Source organism: Sphingobacterium sp. MAE (assembly GCF_056711605.1).
This window is the reverse complement of the sequence record NZ_CM160044.1, coordinates 519,382-542,141: the sequence shown is the minus strand read 5'-3', so window position 1 is coordinate 542,141 and position 22,760 is coordinate 519,382. Positions and strand designations below refer to the sequence as shown.

General features: G+C 38.1%; 23 protein-coding genes. 10 read left to right on the top strand and 13 right to left on the bottom strand.

Annotation, left to right across the window (positions count from 1 at the left end; genetic code table 11):
* Window positions 1-16 precede the first annotated feature (16 nt).
* Window positions 17-1,129, top strand: coding sequence for a trypsin-like peptidase domain-containing protein (locus tag AC06G9_RS02335; RefSeq protein ID WP_248754860.1), 1,113 nt, complete (start codon window positions 17-19; stop codon window positions 1,127-1,129).
* 77 nt (window positions 1,130-1,206) lie between these two features.
* On the opposite strand, the gene AC06G9_RS02330 is transcribed toward AC06G9_RS02335, so the two are convergent.
* On the bottom strand, window positions 1,207-1,842 hold the full coding sequence (locus AC06G9_RS02330; RefSeq protein ID WP_248754861.1) for a peroxiredoxin: 636 nt from the start codon (window positions 1,840-1,842) through the stop codon (window positions 1,207-1,209).
* 175 nt (window positions 1,843-2,017) lie between these two features.
* Between AC06G9_RS02330 and AC06G9_RS02325 the strand changes: the two genes are divergently transcribed.
* Window positions 2,018-3,157 carry an acyl-CoA dehydrogenase gene (locus AC06G9_RS02325; protein WP_094771724.1) on the top strand — a complete coding sequence of 380 codons (1,140 nt, stop codon included), beginning with the start codon at window positions 2,018-2,020 and terminating at the stop codon, window positions 3,155-3,157.
* A gap of 78 nt (window positions 3,158-3,235) precedes the next feature.
* Here AC06G9_RS02325 and AC06G9_RS02320 read toward each other — a convergent pair whose 3' ends face one another.
* Genes AC06G9_RS02320 through proB form a run of 3 tightly spaced genes read right to left on the bottom strand, consistent with a single transcriptional unit; the run spans window position 3,236 to window position 5,922 of the window.
* Window positions 3,236-3,637 (bottom strand): hypothetical protein, encoded by a 402-nt coding sequence (locus AC06G9_RS02320; protein WP_094771723.1) that lies wholly within the window; start codon window positions 3,635-3,637, stop codon window positions 3,236-3,238.
* A gap of 1 nt (window position 3,638) precedes the next feature.
* A complete protein-coding gene (locus tag AC06G9_RS02315) occupies window positions 3,639-4,886 on the bottom strand; it encodes a glutamate-5-semialdehyde dehydrogenase (protein ID WP_480957460.1) in 1,248 nt (415 codons plus the stop codon).
* Between the two features lies 1 nt (window position 4,887).
* The gene (gene proB / locus AC06G9_RS02310; protein ID WP_480957459.1) at window positions 4,888-5,922 is read right to left on the bottom strand and encodes a glutamate 5-kinase; all 1,035 of its coding nucleotides are present in this window, start codon (window positions 5,920-5,922) and stop codon (window positions 4,888-4,890) included.
* Window positions 5,923-6,078: 156 nt separating this feature from the next.
* On the opposite strand from proB, the gene AC06G9_RS02305 reads away from it, so the two are divergent.
* A complete protein-coding gene (locus AC06G9_RS02305) occupies window positions 6,079-6,501 on the top strand; it encodes a hypothetical protein (protein ID WP_480957458.1) in 423 nt (140 codons plus the stop codon).
* Between the two features lie 66 nt (window positions 6,502-6,567).
* Here AC06G9_RS02305 and uvrB read toward each other — a convergent pair whose 3' ends face one another.
* Window positions 6,568-8,598 (bottom strand): excinuclease ABC subunit UvrB, encoded by a 2,031-nt coding sequence (uvrB, locus tag AC06G9_RS02300; RefSeq protein ID WP_480957457.1) that lies wholly within the window; start codon window positions 8,596-8,598, stop codon window positions 6,568-6,570.
* A 154-nt stretch (window positions 8,599-8,752) separates the two neighbouring features.
* On the opposite strand from uvrB, the gene upp reads away from it, so the two are divergent.
* From upp to AC06G9_RS02275, 5 genes are all read left to right on the top strand, one after another.
* Window positions 8,753-9,397, top strand: a complete 645-nt coding sequence (upp, locus tag AC06G9_RS02295; protein WP_045754075.1) for a uracil phosphoribosyltransferase — start codon at window positions 8,753-8,755, stop codon at window positions 9,395-9,397.
* Window positions 9,398-9,513: 116 nt separating this feature from the next.
* Window positions 9,514-9,987 (top strand): ribonuclease H-like YkuK family protein, encoded by a 474-nt coding sequence (locus AC06G9_RS02290; protein WP_045754074.1) that lies wholly within the window; start codon window positions 9,514-9,516, stop codon window positions 9,985-9,987.
* 94 nt (window positions 9,988-10,081) lie between these two features.
* The gene (gene pnuC / locus AC06G9_RS02285) at window positions 10,082-10,738 is read left to right on the top strand and encodes a nicotinamide riboside transporter PnuC (RefSeq protein WP_480957456.1); all 657 of its coding nucleotides are present in this window, start codon (window positions 10,082-10,084) and stop codon (window positions 10,736-10,738) included.
* 34 nt (window positions 10,739-10,772) lie between these two features.
* The gene (locus tag AC06G9_RS02280) at window positions 10,773-11,303 is read left to right on the top strand and encodes an AAA family ATPase (protein ID WP_248754867.1); all 531 of its coding nucleotides are present in this window, start codon (window positions 10,773-10,775) and stop codon (window positions 11,301-11,303) included.
* 247 nt (window positions 11,304-11,550) lie between these two features.
* Window positions 11,551-11,799, top strand: a complete 249-nt coding sequence (locus tag AC06G9_RS02275; protein WP_146171112.1) for a hypothetical protein — start codon at window positions 11,551-11,553, stop codon at window positions 11,797-11,799.
* 84 nt (window positions 11,800-11,883) lie between these two features.
* On the opposite strand, the gene ahcY is transcribed toward AC06G9_RS02275, so the two are convergent.
* A complete protein-coding gene (gene ahcY / locus AC06G9_RS02270) occupies window positions 11,884-13,200 on the bottom strand; it encodes an adenosylhomocysteinase (protein ID WP_045754071.1) in 1,317 nt (438 codons plus the stop codon).
* A 171-nt stretch (window positions 13,201-13,371) separates the two neighbouring features.
* Between ahcY and AC06G9_RS02265 the strand changes: the two genes are divergently transcribed.
* Complete coding sequence (locus tag AC06G9_RS02265; protein ID WP_045754070.1) at window positions 13,372-13,782, top strand: BrxA/BrxB family bacilliredoxin; 411 nt, start codon at window positions 13,372-13,374, stop codon at window positions 13,780-13,782.
* 133 nt (window positions 13,783-13,915) lie between these two features.
* On the opposite strand, the gene AC06G9_RS02260 is transcribed toward AC06G9_RS02265, so the two are convergent.
* The 7 genes from AC06G9_RS02260 to lipA form a co-directional block, all read right to left on the bottom strand.
* Window positions 13,916-14,434 (bottom strand): hypothetical protein, encoded by a 519-nt coding sequence (locus tag AC06G9_RS02260; RefSeq protein ID WP_346570154.1) that lies wholly within the window; start codon window positions 14,432-14,434, stop codon window positions 13,916-13,918.
* Window positions 14,435-14,602: 168 nt separating this feature from the next.
* A complete protein-coding gene (locus AC06G9_RS02255; RefSeq protein WP_094771721.1) occupies window positions 14,603-14,851 on the bottom strand; it encodes a hypothetical protein in 249 nt (82 codons plus the stop codon).
* 236 nt (window positions 14,852-15,087) lie between these two features.
* Window positions 15,088-16,269 carry an ABC transporter permease gene (locus tag AC06G9_RS02250; RefSeq protein ID WP_248754869.1) on the bottom strand — a complete coding sequence of 394 codons (1,182 nt, stop codon included), beginning with the start codon at window positions 16,267-16,269 and terminating at the stop codon, window positions 15,088-15,090.
* A gap of 5 nt (window positions 16,270-16,274) precedes the next feature.
* A complete protein-coding gene (locus AC06G9_RS02245) occupies window positions 16,275-17,246 on the bottom strand; it encodes an HlyD family secretion protein (RefSeq protein WP_346570152.1) in 972 nt (323 codons plus the stop codon).
* A 2-nt stretch (window positions 17,247-17,248) separates the two neighbouring features.
* Window positions 17,249-18,640, bottom strand: coding sequence for a TolC family protein (locus tag AC06G9_RS02240; RefSeq protein WP_346570151.1), 1,392 nt, complete (start codon window positions 18,638-18,640; stop codon window positions 17,249-17,251).
* 100 nt (window positions 18,641-18,740) lie between these two features.
* Window positions 18,741-19,304, bottom strand: coding sequence for a Crp/Fnr family transcriptional regulator (locus tag AC06G9_RS02235; protein WP_045754065.1), 564 nt, complete (start codon window positions 19,302-19,304; stop codon window positions 18,741-18,743).
* A gap of 91 nt (window positions 19,305-19,395) precedes the next feature.
* On the bottom strand, window positions 19,396-20,277 hold the full coding sequence (gene lipA / locus AC06G9_RS02230; RefSeq protein ID WP_045754064.1) for a lipoyl synthase: 882 nt from the start codon (window positions 20,275-20,277) through the stop codon (window positions 19,396-19,398).
* A gap of 149 nt (window positions 20,278-20,426) precedes the next feature.
* Between lipA and AC06G9_RS02225 the strand changes: the two genes are divergently transcribed.
* Window positions 20,427-22,688: a glycoside hydrolase family 20 protein gene (locus AC06G9_RS02225; protein ID WP_480957455.1), complete on the top strand. Its 2,262-nt coding sequence runs from the start codon at window positions 20,427-20,429 to the stop codon at window positions 22,686-22,688.
* Window positions 22,689-22,760: the final 72 nt, after the last annotated feature.

The following is a 22,760-nucleotide window of genomic DNA, read 5'->3' as shown; positions in this document are numbered from 1 at the left end:
ATAACAAACAATGAGTATGATGAGTCAACAAGAATTTTTTGAATTAGCAGATCGCTATCTCAGAGATGAAATGGTAAAAGAAGAACGTTCTTCTTTTGAATCTTTCTGTGCAGAAAATCCTTCTTTCTCGGCGCAATTAACGCAGCACCGTGAATTTGTTAATAATTTGAAAGCAACTCAAGCTCGTGTAGATTTTAAACAGCAACTAGCACAAGTTGCTAAAGGATATCACAAATCCCACCATCAAGCTCAGGTGATCCCGATGAAACAAACAAAAATTGTTTCTTTATGGGCCAAATTGAAAGCAAGTTCACTCGTGGCAGCAGCTGTGGCTGTGGTAGCCGTATTTTCTACTTTATGGATTTCAGGTTACTATAAAAACATTGATAAAGCCAACACAGATTATAGTGCATTAAAACGCGATATGAACAATGTGAAGAAAGATGTCAATGAACATAATGCTGCACTTAAAAATATCAACAATAAATCTACAAAAGCAAATGAAGCCTCAGCTAGCCAATTTGGAGCCACAGGTTTTATGGTTTCCAATAACGGTTATGTGGTGACAAATTACCACGTAGTAAGCGGTGCCGATTCTATTTATTTGCAAAATAATAAGGGAGAATCGTATAAAGCACAAGTGATCCATTCAGATGCAGCCAATGATTTAGCGATCCTATTGATAGAAGATGCTAGCTTTAAAAAAGGCAAGGCACTCCCTTATACGTTTAAAACCGGAGCATCTGATTTAGGTGAAGATATTTACACTATCGGTTTCCCTCGTGATGAAGCCGTATATGGCCAAGGATATTTGAGTTCTGCAACAGGATATGCAGGAGATACTATCGCGTATCAAATCTCAATTCCGGTGAATCCAGGAAATAGTGGCGGTCCAGTGATGGATACAAAAGGTAATGTTATCGGAATTATCTCTGGTAAACAGAGAGGTATCGACGGAGCTGCTTTTGCGATCAAAACAAAATCAATCTTAAAAGCATTGGATGAAATTCCGGCAGACTCCCTACAGGGTCAGGTAAAATTGAATAAGAAAAACATGCTTTCTGGACTTTCACGAACAGAACAGATCAAGCGAATACAAGATTATATATACATGGTAAAGGTGTATTAATTTACGATCAGGAATATAAAACAGAAGGGATCAATATAAATATTGATCCCTTTTTTTATGACAATTTCTGATAAGCCCTATAAGTTTGGTTGCGGTGTCGTTCTCAGATACGGTTTGATTTCTTTAAAACCCTTTGGAAATTTTGCAGGAATGTCTTCCGTTTTTATTGCCGGAACCACAATCACATCCTCCCCATGTTTCCAATCAGCTGGTGTCGCCACTGAATAATCTGCTGTTAACTGTAGGGAATCGATCACACGTAAGATCTCATCAAAATTACGTCCCGTAGATGCAGGATAAGTTAATGTCAATTTGATCTTTTTATCTGGGCCAATTATAAATACAGAACGTACCGTTACCGTAGCAGATGCATTGGGATGAATCATATCATACAATTCAGATACATGTCGATCTTCGTCGGCAATGATGGGAAAATTAACCGTTGTATCCTGTGTTTCGTTAATATCTTCAATCCAAGCAAAGTGATCCTTTAGAGGATCAACACTTAGAGCAATGGCTTTCACACCTCTTTTATCAAACTCTGATTTTAATTTTGCGGTACGCCCAAGTTCAGTGGTACATACAGGTGTATAGTCTGAAGGGTGAGAAAAAAACACAACCCAACTATCTTGAATATACTCATGGAAATCAATATCTCCTATGGTTGTTTGCGCTTTAAAATTTGGCGCTTCATCTCCTAATCTTAAACTCATATCTATTTTTTTTAAGTTATACACTATATACTCTACAAATATAGTAGATTTTTATTCATAACAAAGTCAAAGCTTATTTTTTTACAATTGTTAACAAAAATTTATAATATTTTATTATGCAAGCATAATAAAAAATAAGTATATTTACTTACAAACCATTACCAATGTACGCATTATGAATTTTGAATTAAGCGAAGAATATAAAATGATTCAGGAAGCTGCACGAGATTTTGCGCAGCACGATTTAAAACCTGGTGTAATCGAAAGGGATGAAAAAGCAGTATTTCCTTATGAGCAGGTCAAGAAAATGGGCGAATTAGGTTTCATGGGCATGATGGTATCCACCCAGTACGGGGGTGCCGGCTTAGATACGCTAGCTTATACCCTCGTGCTGGAAGAAATTGCAAAAATCGATGCTTCTGCTGCTGTAATTATGTCTGTTAATAATTCACTGGTGTGTTATGGACTGGAAGCTTACGGCACAGAGGAGCAAAAAGAAAAATACTTAAAACCACTGGCCAGCGGCCAAAAATTGGGCGCATTTGCCCTATCTGAGCCCGAAGCAGGATCCGATGCAACCTCCCAACATACAACAGCAATAGATCAAGGAGATCACTATCTATTAAATGGAACTAAAAATTGGATTACCAATGGCGGAAATGCCGATATCTATCTCATCATAGCACAGACCCATCCAGAAAAAGCACATCGCGGTATCAATGTCTTGATTGTAGAAAAAGGTATGCCTGGTTTTACCATTGGACCAAAAGAAAATAAATTAGGAATCCGTAGTTCGGACACACATTCGCTTTTATTTACAGATGTCAAAGTCCCCAAAGAAAATCGGATAGGAGAAGATGGATTTGGATTCAAATTTGCGATGAAAACTTTAGATGGTGGCAGGATTGGTATCGCAGCACAAGCACTGGGTATAGCGGCTGGTGCGTATGATCTCGCTCTCGCATATGCCCAAGAACGTAAAACTTTTGGTAAACCGATTTCTGATCATCAGGCGATCCAATTTAAACTCGCGGATATGGAGGTTGAAATAGAGGCAGCACGGCTACTCACTTATAAAGCAGCTTGGACCAAAGATCAGGAATTGCCTTACAGTAAAGAGGCTGCGATGGCCAAGCTTCATGCCTCAGAAGTAGCGATGAAAACAAGTATTGAAGCGGTACAAATCCATGGAGGTTACGGATACGTAAAGGAATACCATGTGGAACGCATGATGCGCGACGCAAAAATAACCCAAATCTACGAAGGAACTTCTGAAATACAGCGATTGGTCATCGCGAGAGAAATCTTAAAATAAATAAAACAAAAGGGAACAAAATTGTTCCCTTTTGTTTTACAGAGACTGGATAGAAAAGATCAGCCAATGTATGGCACTTTATTGAGAAAGTTTACTGTCTATTGTTGCCAAGTACCCATAATCCTCAAAAGCAAAACTAGATGTCTCTTTCATCACATAATTTAATAACAGCTTAGCTTTCGAAAGCAATTCATGCTGCTGTTCTTTAGCTGGACTTCTCAGGCCATCATGCATCAAGACCAATGCTAAAGGTCTGATCTGCTCCACATCCAATTCCTCTTTTGCATATTGCAACATTTCTATCCCACTTATTTTAAGAAAATTATCGCGGTTATTTTTAAAAAACTCACCATAGGCTTTATCAAATACGAGGGAAGATGGTTCATCAAACACATGCTGCTCATCGACAAGTAATCTCAAAAACTTACCCATTTCATTTGTCCAATTCAACAATGAATTACTTTCAAATCTTATTCCCATATTATCTTATTTGTCCATTACCTGTTACATACCACTTTTCAGTCACTAATTTCTCCAAAGCAAAAGGTCCTCTCGCGTGAAGCTTTTGTGTAGAAATACCAATTTCTGCTCCTAAACCAAATTCTCCACCATCTGTAAATCTGGTAGAAGCATTTGCATATACAGCAGCGGCATCCACAGCATTCATAAATCGTTCCAATTTTTCAGCATCATTAGAAACGATACATTCTGAATGTCTGGAAGAATAAGTCGCAATATGCTCCAAGGCAGCATCAAGCCCATCTAATACTTTTATGGAACATTTTAAATCCAAAAATTCACGTCCAAAATCAGCAGCATCCGCTTTTTGCAAATAAGGATAGCGCAGTTGTTTCAAAATGTCATAACTCTTTTCGTCTGCAAAAATCTCCACCTGTTCTTCGAGAAAAGGGACAATAATATGCTGAAGAAATAAATCCGCAATTGGCGCATCCAATAATACCGTATCCAGGGCATTACATACTGATGGTCTTGATATTTTTGCATTAGCAACAATAGCAACTGCTTTATCAATGGTAGCAGATTGCTCCACATACGTATGGCACACCCCTGCTCCTGTCTCGATAACGGGAACTTTAGCATGAGCGCGAACAAAATCAATCAACGATTGTGAACCGCGAGGTATAATGATATCGACATACTTCGTTGCCGTAAGCAATTCCTGCACAAACTTGCGATCTGTTGGAAGCAGTTGGACAATGTTTGGATTTAGCTGATTTTTAAGCAATACCTGCTGAATGATTTCAATCAATACAGTATTGGTATGAAAAGCATCGGTCCCTCCCCTTAACAAACAGACATTGCCCGATCGTAGACAAAGCGCCGCAACATCGATCGTGACATTGGGCCTTGATTCATAAATAACCGCAACAACTCCTAAAGGAACAGCCTTTTTTTCCAACAACAATCCATTTTCCAATACCTGCTTGCTTAATAGCTGACCGGATGGATCAGGAAGCTGAGCGACATCGAGCACACTTTTAGCTAATGCCTTTATCCGATCCTCATTTAAAATCAAACGGTCCCTTTTGGGATCATCGATATCTACTAATTGCACATCCTTTTCATTTTCTGTAAGAATAGCACCAACATTATTCAACAAAGCATCTGCTAGATCCTGTAAGATCATTTCCTTTTTACCCGAATCCAATTGATTGATATCCCGGGTAGCAGCCCGTGCTGCTTCTAATTGTCTTGTGATATTTTCCATACTATAACAATACGATATCATCGGCATGCGCCAATACAATATCTGTCCGCTTCTCTTTATCTATTAAATCTCCAGCATCCCATTTTGATTTGGCAACGGCAACAATATTTTCTGCCTCATCAAAAACCTGAAAAACCTCTCCTGCTTCAAATTGCTGTACCACGTCCTTGACACCGACCAGCAGCAGACTTTTCCGTTGTAACAACGCTTCCACTGCACCCTGATCGATGATGACTTTTCCTTTAATTAAACTACCGCTGGCCAGCCACTTATTGCGCGAAGAGACTTTCTTTGGTTGAGCCAAACAGATAGTACCCGTTTCACCTTTTATGGCTTTCAGCAGTGCATTTTCCGTTTGCATACTAAAGATAACGGCCCGAATTCCCATCTGATTGGCCAAACGGGCAAAATTTAATTTAGAAGTCATACCCCCCAGACCTACTGAAGATTTATCTGTACGCGCTAATGAAAGCGCGGCCTTATCAATCACTTTCAATTCTGGTATAACGTTGCCCTCTGCGTCCAAAACCCCAAGTACTGAAGTACTAAATAAAATTTGTTCAGCACCAAATCCAACCGCAATTAAGGTTGCAAGTTCATCATTATCAGAAAACTTCAATTCTTTATTACTCACCACATCATTCTCATTAGCTACTGGAATAATGTTATTTTTCCATAACGTCTCATACGTGCTTTTCAATTGCACAAATTGGTTCCTATTGGCAAAATGCTGACGCTCACATAAACTTTGGGCCAATGCAATTTTAAAAGGTTTAAAATAAGTGCTATACAGTTGTAGTAATAGCGGATTTCCAATCGCTGCAGCCGCTTTACGCTCTGACAGTGTTCCCGCATAACGGGTTAAAAACTTTTTACCGGCTGCAACAGCACCTGATGAGACCAGAACGATGTTATAATAGGGCTGTAGTTGAGCTACTTGTCTTGCAATTTCTAATAGGGTTCGTTCATCTACTTCGCCATCCGAAGTAGTAATGGAAGCCGAGCCAAACTTGATGACAATTATTGGCTTTTTCATGTATCTATTTTGTTTAGTTGATTAGGTATTAACTTATTCTTATAAAAATAATGAAGCCTTTTGACAAAAGAAAGGTTTATAAAAAAAATCGACCAAATAAGTATATTTTATATGGTACAGTTTATGTAGAAATACCTGAAATACAAACACCAACATATGAAACATTTACTTAATATGGTCATGGTTGCTTCGATTATGTTTATGTCTTGTCAATCCAAGAACAAACAAGCATCACAATCTCCAGACACTCCCTTAGTTGGAGCAGACAAAGATGCTCACGGTTGTATAGCAAGTGCAGGCTACACGTGGTCAACCTTAAAAGATAGCTGCGTACGTCCTTTCGAACAAATACAACTCGACGTTATCGATAATAAAGAAAGTTATCAAACAGCAGCTTTCCTAATCGTTGACGAAAAGAAACAAGCGGCAGAAGTTTTTGTAAAAGAAAGCCCTGAAAGTATTGTGCTCAAACATGTCCGTGCATATGAGTATGAAAACAAAGATTATAAATTAATGCAGGATCAGCATTGCTGGACGCTGATAAAAGGCAATACCGTTTTATATAAAGAAAAAGAATAATAGAAAAAATAATAAGGAGTGCCCTATACAGCATATGATGCTACAGGCACTCCTTAAATGCTATGTTTATTTAAATCGTTCATCAAATGTTTTCTCTAGCGAGAACATTTCATCCCTGAGTTTGGCAGCTTCTAAAAAGTCCATTTCTTTGGCTGCTTTCTCCATTTTCTTACGAACGGTATCAATCGCTTTTTTAAGCTCTTTCTCTCCCAGATATTGCAATACCGGATCAGCAGCAACGGTTACAGTAGGATCTGGTTCAACATAGATCTGTTGTTCTAGACCATTAAAGTCTGCAACAGAAGTTTGCTCCATAATTTCTGCTTTCGTTTTACCGACAGTGCGCGGAGTGATATGATGCTCTTCATTATATTTCATTTGTTTCTCTCGTCTACGATTGGTTTCATCAATCGTCAAGGTCATACTATCAGTCATCCGATCGGCATACATGATCACCCGTCCTTTATCATTACGGGCAGCACGACCAATCGTTTGAATCAATGATCGTTGAGAACGTAAAAAACCTTCCTTATCAGCATCTAATATCGCGACAAGAGTTACTTCAGGCAAATCGAGTCCTTCCCTTAACAAGTTTACGCCCACCAGCACGTCAAACTCGCCGAGGCGTAATCCACGTAAAATTTCGACCCGTTCTAATGTCTTGACTTCAGAGTGGATATAACGAACTTTGATATTCAACTTCGTCATATACTTGGTCAACTCTTCAGCCATCCGTTTCGTTAACGTAGTAGCCAGTACACGACCACCTGCCTTAATGGCCTTGTCAGCCTCTTCCAGAAAATCATCCACCTGATTGATTGCCGGATGTACTTCAATGATCGGATCTAGCAAACCAGTAGGACGAATCACCTGCTCCACAAAAACACCCTCTGTTTGTTGCAATTCGTAGTCGCCCGGAGTTGCAGAAACATAGATGGTTTGATTGGTCAAGGATTCAAATTCCGGAAAATTCAGAGGTCTATTATCCAACGCCGCAGGTAATCTGAAACCATGTTCTACCAAAGCAATTTTGCGAGATCGGTCACCACCATACATCGCCCGTAACTGCGGAATCGTGACATGGCTTTCATCGATAACAAGTAAATAATCTTCGGGAAAATAATCCAATAAACAGAACGGGCGCATCCCAGGTTCACGACCATCAAAAAATCGGGAGTAGTTTTCAATTCCAGAACAATAACCAAGCTCGCGCATCATTTCCAGATCATAGTTCACCCGTTCTTCCAGACGTTTTGCTTCCAGCATCTTCCCTTCATCTTCCAGTTGTGTTCTGCGTTGCACCATCTCTTCTTGGATAGCCCAGATCGTCGAGGTGAACTTTTCCTTTGGTGTAACAAATAGTGTGGCGGGGAAAAGAGCAAGTTCCTCCATTTTATTTAAGGTCTTTCCCGACAACGGATCTATCTCACTTAACTCATCAATCTCATCCCCGAAAAATGAAACACGGATGGCAAAATCTAGATATGCAGGGTAAATATCAACCGTATCTCCTTTCACCCGAAAAGTTCCTCTTTTAAATTCCGTAGTCGTACGCGCATATAAAATCTCCACTAAACGATGTAAAAAAGCATTTCGAGAAATAACAGTGCCTATTGCAAAGCGAAATATGGACCTTGAAAAATCTTCTGGATTACCCATACCATAGATACAGGAAACAGAAGAAACCACAATAACATCACGCCGTCCGGACATCAAGGCTGTAGTCGTAGCTAAACGCAGTTTCTCGATTTCCTCATTAATGGCCAGATCCTTTTCAATATAGGTATTGGATGAGGCTATAAATGCCTCAGGTTGGTAATAATCGTAATACGAGACAAAGTAATTGACAGCATTATCAGGAAAAAATTGTTTAAATTCTCCGTAGAGCTGCGCTGCTAAGGTTTTATTATGGCTGAGTATTAAAGTCGGCTTTTGGGTTTGCTGGATGACATTGGCAACTGTAAAAGTTTTTCCCGATCCCGTCACCCCTAAAAGTGTTTGGTATTGTTCCCCTTCATTCAAACCTTGTACTAATTCTTTGATAGCAGTAGGCTGATCTCCAGTTGGTTTATATTCAGATGTAAGTTGAAACTTCATAAAATCCTATTCAAGTATGACAAATTTAATCAAAATAAATGAGGCATTTGTATAATAACGTAGGGGACAAAATACCTGAACTATTTTATCATTAATCAAACAGTAAATTGAGATTATTTGTGTAAATTGCTATGATCACTATAATCTACACCATATGCTAAACATCCTAAGTACGCAAAACAGCATCGCCAATCAATACATTGCAGAATTACGTGATGTTACTATTCAGAAAGATCGTATGCGTTTCCGTCGCAATCTCGAACGCCTAGGAGAAATATTCGCTTATGAGATCAGTAAAACATTGACTTACGCTCCCGCAGATGTGGAAACTCCTTTAGGTATCGCGAATACACAGATGCTCCTTGAACACCCCGTTTTAGCGACAATTCTTCGAGCTGGTCTGCCTTTACATCAGGGATTATTAAATGTTTTCGACCGATCAGACAGTGCCTTTATCGCGGCATATCGCCATACCAAGAAGAGCGGTGAATTTGAAATACATAAACAGTATGTCAATACTCCGGATCTTGACAACAAAGTGGTTATTGTCGCAGATCCGATGCTTGCTACTGGCAAAAGTGCCGTATTATGTTGCAAAGACCTATTGGCTGATTATGCGATCAAAGAATTGCATATTGTTGTTGCCATCGCTTCAGAAGAAGGAATAAGACATGTTCAAGCATTTTTACCCAAAGCAATCATTTGGGTAGGAGCAGTGGATAATGAATTGACAAGCAAAGCTTATATCGTACCAGGATTAGGAGATGCAGGAGATCTTGCTTACGGGAGTAAGCACTAATCTTTATAATTTAGTAGTAAAAACTTAATACGGAGCATTGCTCTTAACACATTATATATCAGTAAATTTAATCAACAAAATGAAATACGCACATACACAAACTAACTTATTTTTATATGACTTGGCAGAAATACAATGGCGAAAGCATCAAGACATCTATATGGGATGCTGTTGAAACCAATATCTTAAAAGAAATAGATCTGGGCAATAAACTCAAAGTCTATATCGGAACAGATTCACAAATAAAAAGAGGAACTATCGATTTTGCTACAGTCATTGTTTTCCTCCGAGAACACCGAGGTGGCTTTATGTTTGTTCATAAAGACAAAAGAACTCACCTGATGGGCATTAAAGAGCGCATGCTACTGGAAGTTCAAAAATCAATCGAAGTTGCTTACGAACTATGCCCACTTCTAGAACAGTACCAAGTCGATCTAGAAGTTCACGCCGACATCAACACCAATCCTAATTTCCAGTCAAATGTTGCATTAAAAGAGGCGATGGGTTACATTATGGGAATGGGTTTTGTATTTAAGGCAAAGCCGGAATCTTTTGCCAGTACTACTTGTGCCAATAAGCAAGTGCAGTAAGTGGAATTGGGACTGGAACCTGCTATGAAACCCATACTGTAACGTTGCGAATAGTCCTATTAACATACTGATGCCCTAAAATTATTTTGGGCAAATGAACGCTTTTGCTAAATTCGTATCTTTACCTGCTAAAGACACGAAAGCTATGCCTGCAATTATACAGCAGATTTTTCAACAATTTGCCCAGACCACCATGCTCGAATGGATTGGCACCATCACCGGTTTTCTATGTGTCTATCTCGCAGCCAAACAACATATCCTGAATTGGCCCATCAGTGTGATCAGCGTGCTGACCTATGCCTATATTTTCTATCATAGTAAACTATATGGTGACGCAGTACTACAACTCTATTTTTTAAGTACAGCCATTTATGGTTGGTATTATTGGTCTAAAAAAATCAAAGAAGATGATAAACCGATTGTCTCGTTTACAAATCGTGAAATGCTCTTCACCCTTATTATTATCGTCATCCTAACCGTTTTGCTTGGCACTTTTCTACAGAAAATGACCGACTCGGACGTTCCTTACGCAGATGGCTTTTGTACAGCAGTCAGCTTTGTTGCCCAATTCCTAATGACTCGAAAAGTACTCCAAAATTGGCTCCTGTGGATTTTTGTTGATATATGCTATATTCCCCTCTATTTTCATAAGGGTCTACTACTCACCGCAATTCTATACTTCGCATTTGCCATCATCGCGTGGATGGGCTATAAGGATTGGAGAGTCACTTATCGTACTTTTATGCTATAATGTCCAAACAAGATGCCTAACTTTATACCCACGAATGAGTACATCAAATCCAGACTTAATAAAAATCGCCGTTGTAGGACCTGAATCAACAGGAAAATCTACTATAGCACAAGCAGTAGCACGACATTTTGATACTGTCTGTGTCCCAGAATACGCACGAGAATATTGCAAAAACTTACATAATGAATATACCTTGCAGGATGAGGTCAATATGTACTATGGGCAGATAGCACTGGAAAATACGCTGATCCCACTAGCAAAAAATAATTTGCTTATTTGTGATACGACCATCATGACCATTAAAATATGGTGTGATTATTTATTTGGCGATACGCCTCAAGACGTGAAGGAGGAGATTAACAATCGCCATTATGACCTCTATCTCCTGATGGATATTGATCTTCCGTGGGAAGAAGATCCATTGCGCGACTTCCCTGAGCATCGCGAACACTTTATGGGCGTGTGGGAATCCGAACTAAAATCCTTGAAGGCGAACTATATCATCATATCCGGATTAGGTGATGAAAGACTTAAAAATGCACTAGAAGCTATTAACAGAAAATAAGATTTTCGAAATACATGAAAACTTAACATTAACTTCACATTAGAACGGTAAATTTGTACCGTTGTTATAGCGCGTTTATGACAACAAAATGCTTACTAATGAGCACAATTCTTTGAAATTTACAAATCCCAATCTGTAAAGAGATACAATTAATTGTACCGCTTACTCTTCGTCTTTTGCAAAGTACAACCTATTGCCCTCATGAATGTTTAGCTTAAAAATTAGTACATTCATAAATAACAAAAAAATGATTACATTATTTAATTCATTGCATTTAGACCTGACTGTTACAGCCATTATTTCTTTTATTTATATATTAGCTTGTGTGGCTATATATCAGATGCACAGTACCAAAGACGGTATCCTTTTCTTTCTTTACATCACAGCATCAGCATTCATTATATTTCTGTTTATCAATTTTACCATGATATCCGCAGGTATTGTATTTCTATACATCATGCGATTAGTTTACCGAAATTTAAGAATGGATATTTAAATATATCCGGCTAATAATCATTATTATACAAAAACGCCTCAATTGCTTTCAATTGAGGCGTTTTTTATTTTTAAATATTTGATGTTAGTAACGGTAAGCTTCAGCTTTAAACGGACCATCAACAGTAACACCAATATAAGCAGCTTGCTCTTCGGTCAATACGTCTAATTCAACACCGATATGCGCTAAATGTAAACGTGCTACTTTTTCATCCAAATATTTTGGAAGGGTATATACTTTATTTTCATAAGCAGCAGTATTTGTCCATAATTCCAATTGCGCTAACGTTTGGTTAGTGAATGAATTAGACATCACAAATGAAGGGTGTCCAGTAGCACAGCCTAAATTCACCAATCTACCTTCTGCCAATAAAATAATATCCACGCCATCGATCGTGTATTTATCCACTTGAGGTTTGATCTCAATTTTAGTATTACCGTAATTGCTATTTAACCAAGCTACATCAATCTCGTTATCAAAGTGACCAATATTACAAACAACTGTTTTATCTTTCATTGTTTTGAAATGCTCAGCACGAACGATATCTTTATTACCCGTAGTCGTCACAACGATGTTTGCTTCTTTCACTGCATCAGCAAATTTTTTCACTTCAAAGCCTTCCATTGCTGCTTGTAGTGCACAGATTGGATCGATTTCTGTCACGATAACACGTACACCAGCCGAACGTAATGATTCAGCAGAACCTTTACCTACATCACCAAAACCAGCCACTACAGCTACTTTACCTGCTAACATCAAATCGGTAGCACGGCGGATCGCATCAACTAATGACTCGCGGCAACCATATTTATTATCAAATTTAGATTTCGTAACCGAATCATTGACATTGATCGCAGGTAAATGAAGTGTACCATTTTTCATACGCTCATATAAACGGTGAACACCTGTTGTTGTTTCTTCCGATAAACCTTTGATTTCAGCAATCAATTCCGGGTATTTATCAAACACCATATTTGTCAAATCACCACCATCATCTAAGATCATGTTTAAGGGTTGACGATCTTCACCAAAGAATAACGTTTGCTCGATGCACCAGTTAAATTCCTCTTCATTCATACCTTTCCAAGCATAAACAGGAATACCTGCAGCGGCAATAGCAGCAGCAGCATGATCTTGAGTAGAAAAGATATTACAAGATGACCAAGTTACATCAGCACCCAATTCAACCAAAGTTTCTATAAGCACCGCAGTTTGGATAGTCATGTGAAGACAACCAGCAATACGCGCACCTTTTAATGGTTTTGCTGCACCAAACTCAGCACGAAGGCTCATTAAGCCAGGCATTTCAGCTTCCGCTAATTCTATTTCTTTACGACCCCATTCTGCAAGGCTGATATCCTTAACTTTGTATGGTACGTATGTACTTGCTACTGATGACATATATTCTTCTTTTTAAGTTTTAAATTTATTAGCAAAAATACCAATCAATACCTTTAAATCAAAACGTTGAATTTGAAAGCTTTCAAATTCTGACATTGTTTTGAGACTAATGTCTTGACTTAGCTCCTAACAACCCTTATATTTGTAGTATTAAATTTAAAAAAGAAGATTATGTATCCAGAATATTTAGTAGAACCAATGCGTAAGGAGCTTACAGATGTAGGTTTCGAAGAGTTAAAATCTGCAGAGCAAGTTGATGCAGCTATCGCTACTGAAGGTACAGTATTTGTCGTTGTAAACTCAGTATGTGGTTGTGCAGCAGCAAATGCCCGTCCTGCAGCTAAAGCGGCAGTAAAAAATGAAAAACGTCCTACTAAATTTGTAACGGTATTTGCAGGTATGGAAAAAGACGCCGTTGATAAAGCTAGAAACTATATGTTGCCTTATCCTCCATCTTCTCCTGCAATGGCTCTGTTCAAAGATGGTAAATTAGTTCATATGATAGAAAGACATATGATTGAGGGTCGCTCTGCACAAATGATTGCTGACAATTTAGTTGCAGCATTTGACGAGTACTGCTAATCATTTATTTTGATTTTTGAAAAAGAAAAAGGCTGTTCGAGTTATTCGAATAGCCTTTTTTGATGTGTTAAAAATCAACTTTTTCAGCTGTCAAGAGACAAACACCTGGATCTGTCTCCTATAAAAAACAATATTAATTTCTTGGTATATATGTTTTATTACCATTGCTATTGATATAATATTTGCCACCTTCTGGACCGATATATACAGCATGTCCATTATATTTCTCTGATGATAGCTTATCCGTACCCGATTTTTTAGTTGCTGAAACGCTATTTTTCATTTTAACAGTAGAAACCGAAGCATTACTTTTTGCTTTCTCTACAGCTTTATTAGCCTCTGCTTTTGAAATTTCATTTTCTTTTTTTACAGTTTGCTTTGTTAACTCCCTTGTTTTAGCGGCATCAGACTTGGCTTTTTCCGCTGACTTCACAGCTTTGTCAGCTTCTGTTTTTGCAGCAGCACTTTCTTTTCTAGCAGATTGTTTTGCTGTTTCCTTGGTCACGGTTGTATTATCCTTAACCGTCTTCTCTGCTTTTTTAACTGCCTTATGATGTGGAGGTGTTTCTTGTGCACTGCTTGTTGCAATTCCAAACATAGAAACCAATGCAGCTACTGCTGCCCATTTTTTAAAATAATTTAAGGTATTCATAACCCAATATTTTTAAGTGTAAAACTAGTTACATAAATTCAAAACAAATGCCAATAACAACTAGACTTCAAGCAATTAACACACATTTAACACAACAGATAAATGATAAAAAAGGTTTGACATGTATCCATGCCAAACCTGCTCTTCTTTGTATCGTTTTACTTAAACCTATTTACCCGGAGGTTTAGGTTTAGGCATCATTTTGTTCATTTTTCTATCCATTACTTTTTTTTCCGAAGTAGAATCTTTTGCCACTTCTGGATTTTGTTTTACAGGAATGGCTGGAGCCATCTTTTGCTCTGTTTTTTTGACCATCTTTTCTGGCTGCTTTTGCTGAGCTGAGACGAATGTCAGACTGAACACTGTGAGTATAGCAACCCAAGTGGCTACCAATACCGAAAATTTCATTGTTTTCATAATCAAGATATTTAGTGTCGTTTGGTATGAAGTGCTCAAACCAAGTGCCACAAAGCATACTTTAAAACAATTAACAAACTTATTTACAATACATTAAGAGTCAATAAAATTAATTATTGACTCTTAATAATTTAATGTGCTAAAGCTTCAATAGGACACCCATAAAATGAAACTTGGATAAAACTGTATACGCAAACACGCATCCTAAAAGGACATTATCCATCTATTCCTACCCATTAGATATCACTTGTAGCAGGTGCTCTCCCCTCTTTCTTTGTTTTTTTCACTTTCAGATATAATAAAACAAATGAAAGAATAAAGCAAATCACAGTCGTCCATGCAAGTGCAGCAATAGATGACCGCACATTTTCCACTGTACCTTGTTCAATCACCAGAACCCTAAATATTTCCAAATAATGTGTCAGAGGTATCAATTTTGAAATATGGACGACCCAATCCGGCATTTGACTTAAAGGCCAAGTAAAACCGCTCAAGATAAAACTTGGTGTAGCGATCACCATCAGGATCTCAGTCGCTTTAAGCTGGCTAGGGATTATGATGCTGACCAATATGCCAATAAAGCTGACAGCAAGTAGAAATAGTATGGTCCCAAAGAGAAAAGGTGCCATAGGTATATGCAATGGCATCCGGTAAAAAATTGAAAAACCATAATAGAGGATATATATCCCAATAGACATCAATAAGAAAGGGGCTATCTTAACCAATATCAATAAGAGTACATTCGACGATTTTGAGACTAAATCTTTAAATGTTCCCTTTTCAAATTCAGAAGCAAAACTTAATGCTAAGGCAAGCATCATGACTTGTTGTAGTACAGTCAAAAGAACACCAGGTAGCATAAAATACAAATAATTGCCACTTTTAATATTCTGCCGTATGATAGTCGTTTTAAAAGGTTCATATTGCTGAGTTGCGACATATTCAGGAACACCTTTTTTCTGTTGCGCTTTTATTTGAATTCCTGCCTTTAGCGTTGCAGCGCAAACATTTGCAGCCATACTTGCATAGTTGGATGTCAAGGTATTGGCAGCATTGACAAAAAATGTTAATTCTGTGCTTCTATTATAGTTCACATCCGAATCAAAATTTTTAGGAATTTGAACCACTACCGTAGCTTCATGTTTCAGTGCCTCTTGTTTTGCATTAAACGCATCAGGCAAAATCGCAGCTACATAAATGACTTCACTTTCATTAAACATCGTGATCAGTTGTTTACTCAGCGGGCTTCGGTCTTGATCCACCACGATTATAGGCAAATGGGTTACTTTACCCTTTTGATAGACAGCACCAATTAAAACACCGTATAAAATAGGCGCTCCCACGAAAAGCATGAGCAACACTTTATTTTGGAAAAAGAGTTGAAATTCTCGCTTTAATAAGGATAGGAATGTACGCATAATACTTATTTTGTAGTATCGAGGTGAAGGATAAACGTCGCTTTTGTCAACAATTGCTGCGCATCATCTTTTTGAACCGGTTTCAATTTCACTTCAAATAATGATTCTTGCTGTTCAAAATCAGGATACGCAGTCGCAATATTAGCATATGAACTCAAAGCTTTAATCGAAACCACCTCTGCCGCTATTTTTTTATCCTTGAGATAAGGAAAAGATAGCGTCTGTTTACTGCCAACAGTCAGATTATGCAATTGTTTTTCAGGAATTGTTACCCTAAAGAATGTACCATCGATGAGATATCCCGAAACTAAACTATACCCTGCCAAAGCAAGTTCACCAATTTTCAAATTGATTGTTTCTACCGTCATATTTTGAGGTGCGATGATAAAACGCTCTTTAGTGGCAACATCGACCTCAGAAACAGCACCAATAGCGCGCTCCTTTTGTCCCAAAGCCATCTTCTGCTGTTCTATACGCGCACCGTTTTCCGCATCGGCCAACTCCGCTTGTACTGCTAAGTATTGATTCTTTGCCCCTTGAAATTTCATGTAAACTTCATCATACTGTTGCTGCGCCACCAAAGAATCTTTAATGAGGTTTTGCATTCTTGTCAATGATTTCTCTGCAAATTGATATTGCTCTCGCAGTCCATCCCGTTTAGCACGCAATTGCTTCAACTGGTTATCAGTTGCTCCTTTTACAGCCATATTATATTGCGCCTCAGCAGACTCAAGCGCACCCTTTGCTTGAATGGACTTAGCCTCCACTTCTGGAAATTCGAGAATCATCAAGGTGTCGCCAGCTTGTACAACATCTCCTTCACTCACCAATATTTGATGTACTTTTCCCGGAATCTTAGTGGTGACAGCAATTTGATCCCGCTCAATCTTTCCTTCAAAAGAATTTTTGAGAGGTGCATCATGACCACACCCCTGTATAAATGCTGCGATGACTAGGATATATATATATTTTCTCATAATTATTTGACTAGTGATTGATAAAGACTTCCTTGTGATTTTAATAATTCTAAAACAGCCATACGCTGAACCAACAGTTGATTGTAAAAACTAAGCGATTGCTTATATAATTCGTTTTCCGCACTTAATCTTTCTGTCACATCGATTAAGCCTGCCTCAAATTGCTTTGATGCTAGAACAAGATTATTATTGGCAATTTTAATCTGCTGCTCATGGACAGCCATCTTTTTCATGGACAACTGATAATCCGAATTTGTTTTACGCTGTAAAAGCAATAGCTTATCTTTCGTATCATTCCATTTGTTCTGGTTCATAACCAGATCAAGGTTTGCTTTTTTGATATTATTGCGATGTTGATTACCATCAAATACATCCCATTTAACCCCTACACCTACAGCAAAACCTGGAGCCAGTTGAAAATGATTGGCACTCAGATTTACATCTCCCATAAGCGGTACATCTTTGAATTTAAATTTGGTATCAAATGCATTGAAGTAAAAAGCACTACCAAATGCAAAGATTTGGGGCAATCGTGCACCCTTTTCTTTTTTCAGCACATATTCATAAGCGCGCTGAGAACTCGCCAAAGCTTGCATCTCTTTCCTGTTCTCCACAGCTGGCTGTACAGGATCTACTACAACCAACTCAAGCGGATAACTAACGAGCTTAAGACTATCGACTGGCATCTTGGTCAGTTCTTCTAATTTAAAATATAAAAGCTCACGGTTATTTTGGGATTCTGCTTTTTTACTTTCTAACTCCAACATCGCCAGTTTGATTTTATCACGATCATAGGGTATAGCTAAACCATTTTCAATTGCTTTTATAACCTTGAGATGTTCTTTATTCAATCTTCTTTCCGAATCAGCAATCAACGCATCCACTTCTTTTAATAACATGATCTGATCAAATGTCTGAACCACCTCCTGTGCCAATCCTTCATAACCTGCCTCTGTCATCAATTGCTGTGCTTTATATTTTTCATCTAAAGCTTTTTTGCCATTAGTGATCTGTAATCCGCTAAAAATTACTTGAGTGGCATTTACCCCTGCAAATCCTATCTGAGATGAGGCATTGAATTTCTGAGCACCTTCAAAAAGATTAAGACCGAGCAATGGTAAAGTTTTCGTTGGGAGATCCAATTCACCAGTGCCATGGAGATAACCATACATGCCCATAGCAGTCACATGGGGCAATAATTTTCCGCTAACAGTATGCTGATCTAAAAGCGTCTTCTGATTTTCTAAATAACTATTTTTAATATCGCTATTATTCTGAATTGCCTTTTGTATAGGTTCTTTCAACTGCGGACTTATACCTTGCTGCGCATAGGAAATCCCTTGATGAAAGAATGGCAATAACAATATTAAGCATGAAATTTTTTTAACTAACATATTCATAACTCTTTTAAAGGGTCGATTAGTATCACTATTAACAATACAAAGGTGCGTATGTTTTACGGTTTAATTTTTAAGATATCTTAAAAAGGAAAAATTATACTAACTGCCCTCTAATAACCGATAGCGTTTGTTGAGATATACCTAGATAAGAGGCAATATGGCCTAAAGAAGCATTTTGAAAAAGCTCAGGATTTTCTGTCAACAGCAGTTGATAACGCTCCAGTGCAGTCTGAAATTGCGTATTGTAAAATCGGTTAGAATAGCTGATCACTGAACCCAATAACACTTTTTGTATGATCTGACTTACAATAATATTTGTTTTTGACAACTCATATATCGTTTGAAAAGGTATAAGCGAAATTTTACAGTTGGTGAGTGCCTGAAAACCGAAGATAGATGGTTTTTGATAAAAAACACTTTCTATACCGGTACTAAATGTATTCGATCCAAAAAAAGAATGGGTGATATCTCTGTTATTTTTGAAATAGAATATACGACTAAAACCCGATTCTATAAAATAGATATACCTCAAATAGCTACCCGGTTCAAAGATTATATCTCCCTTATGAAATTCTTTGGTTTCAATAATTTGGGAAAACAATAACGTTAAGTCATCATCAATCGAATATAGGCTTTTGAAATGTTCCAATGCAGTCATATCGTTAAATATGCCAATTAAAAATCATTATTTCATAAAAAAGCCCTAAATATTCACATATTTAGGGCTTTTATAACGTATATATACACCACTATTGCATATCAAACAAATGTTTCTCTGCGTGGTATGAAGATCTTACTAGGGGACCTGACTCCACATATTTGAATCCCATTTTTAAACCAATTTCTTTGTATACATCAAATTGAGCTGGTGTTATCCACTCCACTACCGGATGATGCGCTTTGGTAGGTTGGAGGTACTGACCAATGGTTAAAATATCAACACCTACATTAAATAAGTCCTGCATAGTTTCGATAACATCTGCTTCAGTTTCTCCAAAACCAAGCATAATACCTGATTTTGTACGCAGACCTGCTTCAGAAATACGGCGGAGACATTCTAATGAGCGATCATATTTTGCCTGTATACGTACTTCACGAGTCAAACGTCTAACCGTTTCAATATTATGAGAGACAACCTCTGGACGAACAGCAAGTACACGATCAAGATTTTCCCATTGTCCCTTGAAATCAGGGATTAAAGTTTCTAATGTCGTTGTAGGACTTTCTTGGCGAATAGCGTTAATGGTTTCTGCCCAGATGATAGAACCACCATCCTTCAGGTCATCACGATCAACAGATGTAATGACGCAATGCTTCACTTGCATCAATTTAACAGAATTGGCAACACGCGCAGGTTCATCCAATTCAACTGCTTTGGGACGACCCGTCGCTACAGCACAAAATGAACAAGAACGCGTACAGATATTTCCTAAAATCATAAATGTAGCGGTTCCCGCACCCCAACATTCACCCATATTCGGGCAATTACCACTCTCACAAATCGTATGTAGCTTATGCTCATCTACAAGGCCTCTTACATGTCTGTATTCTTTACCAACTGGCAATTTTACACGCAACCAATCTGGCTTACGCTGTGTTTGTGTTGCAGGAATAACTGGAAGTTCAATCATAAGGCAAAGTTAATGATTATAAATGTAATTTTTAATTGCCAATTTGTTTGAATACTATCATAATATCCGTTTCTAGTTGTACGCATTAGTATTAAACATATTGTTTTTTTTATGATATTTGTGAAACATCACATTTAATCCCAATGCATATGCGATTTAGCCATTCAATAACTTTGGTACTATTAGCGGGGTTGTTGCCTCTGAATATATTTGCACAACAAAATTTCGACTTAATCCCTAAACCGGCAAGTCTGACCTTAGCGGTAGGAACCTATCACATACCGACTCATCCCAAAATCTTTGTTTCACAAGATTTTGTAAGTGCGAGTCAATTATTAGCCGAACATCCTGCAATTGCATCCTTAACCACTGAAATTGTAAAAAAGATCAAGAAAGCACCTAAGGAAGGTATTCGTATCTTAAAAGCTGAAGACTCCGATAAATTGGACAAATCAGCATATCGTATCGCCATCAGCGAAAAAGGAATCGTCGTACTAGCGCATGACGTTGCTCCAGTTATCAATGCAATCTACACATTAGTCCAATTGGGTTATTTACAAGACGATCCAACACAAATTGCTGCACTAGATATAGAAGACAAGCCTACTTTTTCTTATCGCGGACTTCATTTAGACCCATCTCGACACTTTATTCCTTTCAATATCATGAAGAAATTTGTGGACATTATGGCGATCTACAAATTCAATAATTTACACTGGCACCTCACCGATGGTGCAGGATGGAGATTAGAAATCAAACAATATCCAGAACTGACCAAGAAAGCAGCGTGGCGTACACATGTCAAATGGAAAGATTGGTGGAATAATGGCCGTCAATATGTTGATGCAGGAACGCCAAATGCCAGCGGTGGATTTTACACACAAGAACAAGCGCGCGAGCTAGTAGAATATGCGGCTAAAAAAGGAATAAATATTATTCCGGAAATCGAGATGCCTGGACATTCAGAAGAAGTGTTGGCAATTTATCCCGAATTATCGTGTTCGGGCAAACCCTATACCCAATCAGAATTTTGTATAGGCAATGAAAAAACTTTTGAATTTTTAAAAAATGTACTGGATGAAGTCATTGCAATATTCCCTTCCCCTTATATTCACATTGGTGGCGATGAGGCCGATAAAAAACATTGGAAAACTTGTCCTAAATGTCAAGCATTAAAAACAAAAGAAGGCTTAAAATCTGAAGAAGAATTACAAAGTTATCTCATTAAACAAATTGATGAATATGTTCAATCCAAAGGTCGCAAGATCATTGGTTGGGACGAGATTTTAGAAGGCGGTTTGACAAAAGGTGCGACGGTCATGAGCTGGAGAGGTGAATCTGGCGGAATCAACTCAGCCAATGCAGGTCATGATGTGATCATGACTCCAGGATCTCACCTTTATTTTGACTCCTACCAGACAGATCCGAGAACACAACCCGAGACCATAGGTGGATATCTTCCGATCAGCAAAGTCTACGAATATAACCCCATCCCAAGTGGTATTCAAGAAGATAAAATAAAACATGTATTAGGAGCTCAAGGTAACTTATGGGCAGAATATATGCCTAACTATTTTCAACTCGAATACATGGCTTTTCCCAGAGCATTAGCTTTATCGGAAGTGGTATGGACAAAATCGGATCTTAAAAATTGGCCAAATTTTCATAAGCGACTGCAATCGCACTACAAAATCTTACAGCACTTTGATATCAACTACTATCGACCATCCTACAATGTTAAAGGAACTGTCGTATTTGACGAAAAGAAGGGATCTAATAACGTTACCTTAAGTACCGAGCAATTGCATGCCAGCAATATCCGCTACACGATAGATGGATCAAAACCGACCTACCAGGCGACTCCTTATAACAACTCGTTTGATCTATCTGTACCAGCAATTATAAAAGCGGCTTATTTCTTGGACTCTACTCAAGTCGGACCGATCGAAACGATTCAATTGGATGTGCATAAAGCGATCGGAAAAACGGTTACCAACAATAACAAATGGAGTGATGGTTATCCTGCACAACAGGAATTGACGTTAACAAATGGAATCAAAGGCGGACTGACCTACCAAGATGGTCAATGGCAGGGATTTTTGAAAGATCTCGATGTAGTTGTTGATTTTGAGCGCCGTGAAGAAATCAGTAGTGTGGCGATGAACTTCATGCAAATTACCGGCCCAGGAGTATATATGCCGGGAGAATTTAAAGTATTATTATCCGAAAATGGTCGTACATTTAGAGAAGTAGGTATCGTTCAAAATGATGTCTCAGACCAAGATCCGACATTAACATTTAAACGGTTTGAACTTAAATTGGCAAAGCCGCAGCATGCACGTTATGTTCGTGTTGTAGCGACAAATCCTAAAAAAGGATTTCTGTTTGCAGATGAACTGATTGTGTATTAAATACAGCATCAAAATGATGGAGAAGCGCGATTTCAAAACAAGTTGCTTCTCCATTTTTTGTTTCCCTATTTT

What these genes read in the sequence shown, in the direction of transcription:
- AC06G9_RS02335 (WP_248754860.1), top strand. Translation starts at nt 17, where the DNA reads ATGATGAGTCAACAAGAATTTTTTGAATTAGCAGATCGCTATCTCAGA.
- AC06G9_RS02330 (WP_248754861.1), bottom strand. Translation starts at nt 1,842, where the DNA reads ATGAGTTTAAGATTAGGAGATGAAGCGCCAAATTTTAAAGCGCAAACA.
- AC06G9_RS02325 (WP_094771724.1), top strand. Translation starts at nt 2,018, where the DNA reads ATGAATTTTGAATTAAGCGAAGAATATAAAATGATTCAGGAAGCTGCA.
- AC06G9_RS02320 (WP_094771723.1), bottom strand. Translation starts at nt 3,637, where the DNA reads ATGGGAATAAGATTTGAAAGTAATTCATTGTTGAATTGGACAAATGAA.
- AC06G9_RS02315 (WP_480957460.1), bottom strand. Translation starts at nt 4,886, where the DNA reads ATGGAAAATATCACAAGACAATTAGAAGCAGCACGGGCTGCTACCCGG.
- proB (WP_480957459.1), bottom strand. Translation starts at nt 5,922, where the DNA reads ATGAAAAAGCCAATAATTGTCATCAAGTTTGGCTCGGCTTCCATTACT.
- AC06G9_RS02305 (WP_480957458.1), top strand. Translation starts at nt 6,079, where the DNA reads ATGAAACATTTACTTAATATGGTCATGGTTGCTTCGATTATGTTTATG.
- uvrB (WP_480957457.1), bottom strand. Translation starts at nt 8,598, where the DNA reads ATGAAGTTTCAACTTACATCTGAATATAAACCAACTGGAGATCAGCCT.
- upp (WP_045754075.1), top strand. Translation starts at nt 8,753, where the DNA reads ATGCTAAACATCCTAAGTACGCAAAACAGCATCGCCAATCAATACATT.
- AC06G9_RS02290 (WP_045754074.1), top strand. Translation starts at nt 9,514, where the DNA reads ATGACTTGGCAGAAATACAATGGCGAAAGCATCAAGACATCTATATGG.
- pnuC (WP_480957456.1), top strand. Translation starts at nt 10,082, where the DNA reads ATGAACGCTTTTGCTAAATTCGTATCTTTACCTGCTAAAGACACGAAA.
- AC06G9_RS02280 (WP_248754867.1), top strand. Translation starts at nt 10,773, where the DNA reads ATGAGTACATCAAATCCAGACTTAATAAAAATCGCCGTTGTAGGACCT.
- AC06G9_RS02275 (WP_146171112.1), top strand. Translation starts at nt 11,551, where the DNA reads ATGATTACATTATTTAATTCATTGCATTTAGACCTGACTGTTACAGCC.
- ahcY (WP_045754071.1), bottom strand. Translation starts at nt 13,200, where the DNA reads ATGTCATCAGTAGCAAGTACATACGTACCATACAAAGTTAAGGATATC.
- AC06G9_RS02265 (WP_045754070.1), top strand. Translation starts at nt 13,372, where the DNA reads ATGTATCCAGAATATTTAGTAGAACCAATGCGTAAGGAGCTTACAGAT.
- AC06G9_RS02260 (WP_346570154.1), bottom strand. Translation starts at nt 14,434, where the DNA reads ATGAATACCTTAAATTATTTTAAAAAATGGGCAGCAGTAGCTGCATTG.
- AC06G9_RS02255 (WP_094771721.1), bottom strand. Translation starts at nt 14,851, where the DNA reads ATGAAAACAATGAAATTTTCGGTATTGGTAGCCACTTGGGTTGCTATA.
- AC06G9_RS02250 (WP_248754869.1), bottom strand. Translation starts at nt 16,269, where the DNA reads ATGCGTACATTCCTATCCTTATTAAAGCGAGAATTTCAACTCTTTTTC.
- AC06G9_RS02245 (WP_346570152.1), bottom strand. Translation starts at nt 17,246, where the DNA reads ATGAGAAAATATATATATATCCTAGTCATCGCAGCATTTATACAGGGG.
- AC06G9_RS02240 (WP_346570151.1), bottom strand. Translation starts at nt 18,640, where the DNA reads ATGTTAGTTAAAAAAATTTCATGCTTAATATTGTTATTGCCATTCTTT.
- AC06G9_RS02235 (WP_045754065.1), bottom strand. Translation starts at nt 19,304, where the DNA reads ATGACTGCATTGGAACATTTCAAAAGCCTATATTCGATTGATGATGAC.
- lipA (WP_045754064.1), bottom strand. Translation starts at nt 20,277, where the DNA reads ATGATTGAACTTCCAGTTATTCCTGCAACACAAACACAGCGTAAGCCA.
- AC06G9_RS02225 (WP_480957455.1), top strand. Translation starts at nt 20,427, where the DNA reads ATGCGATTTAGCCATTCAATAACTTTGGTACTATTAGCGGGGTTGTTG.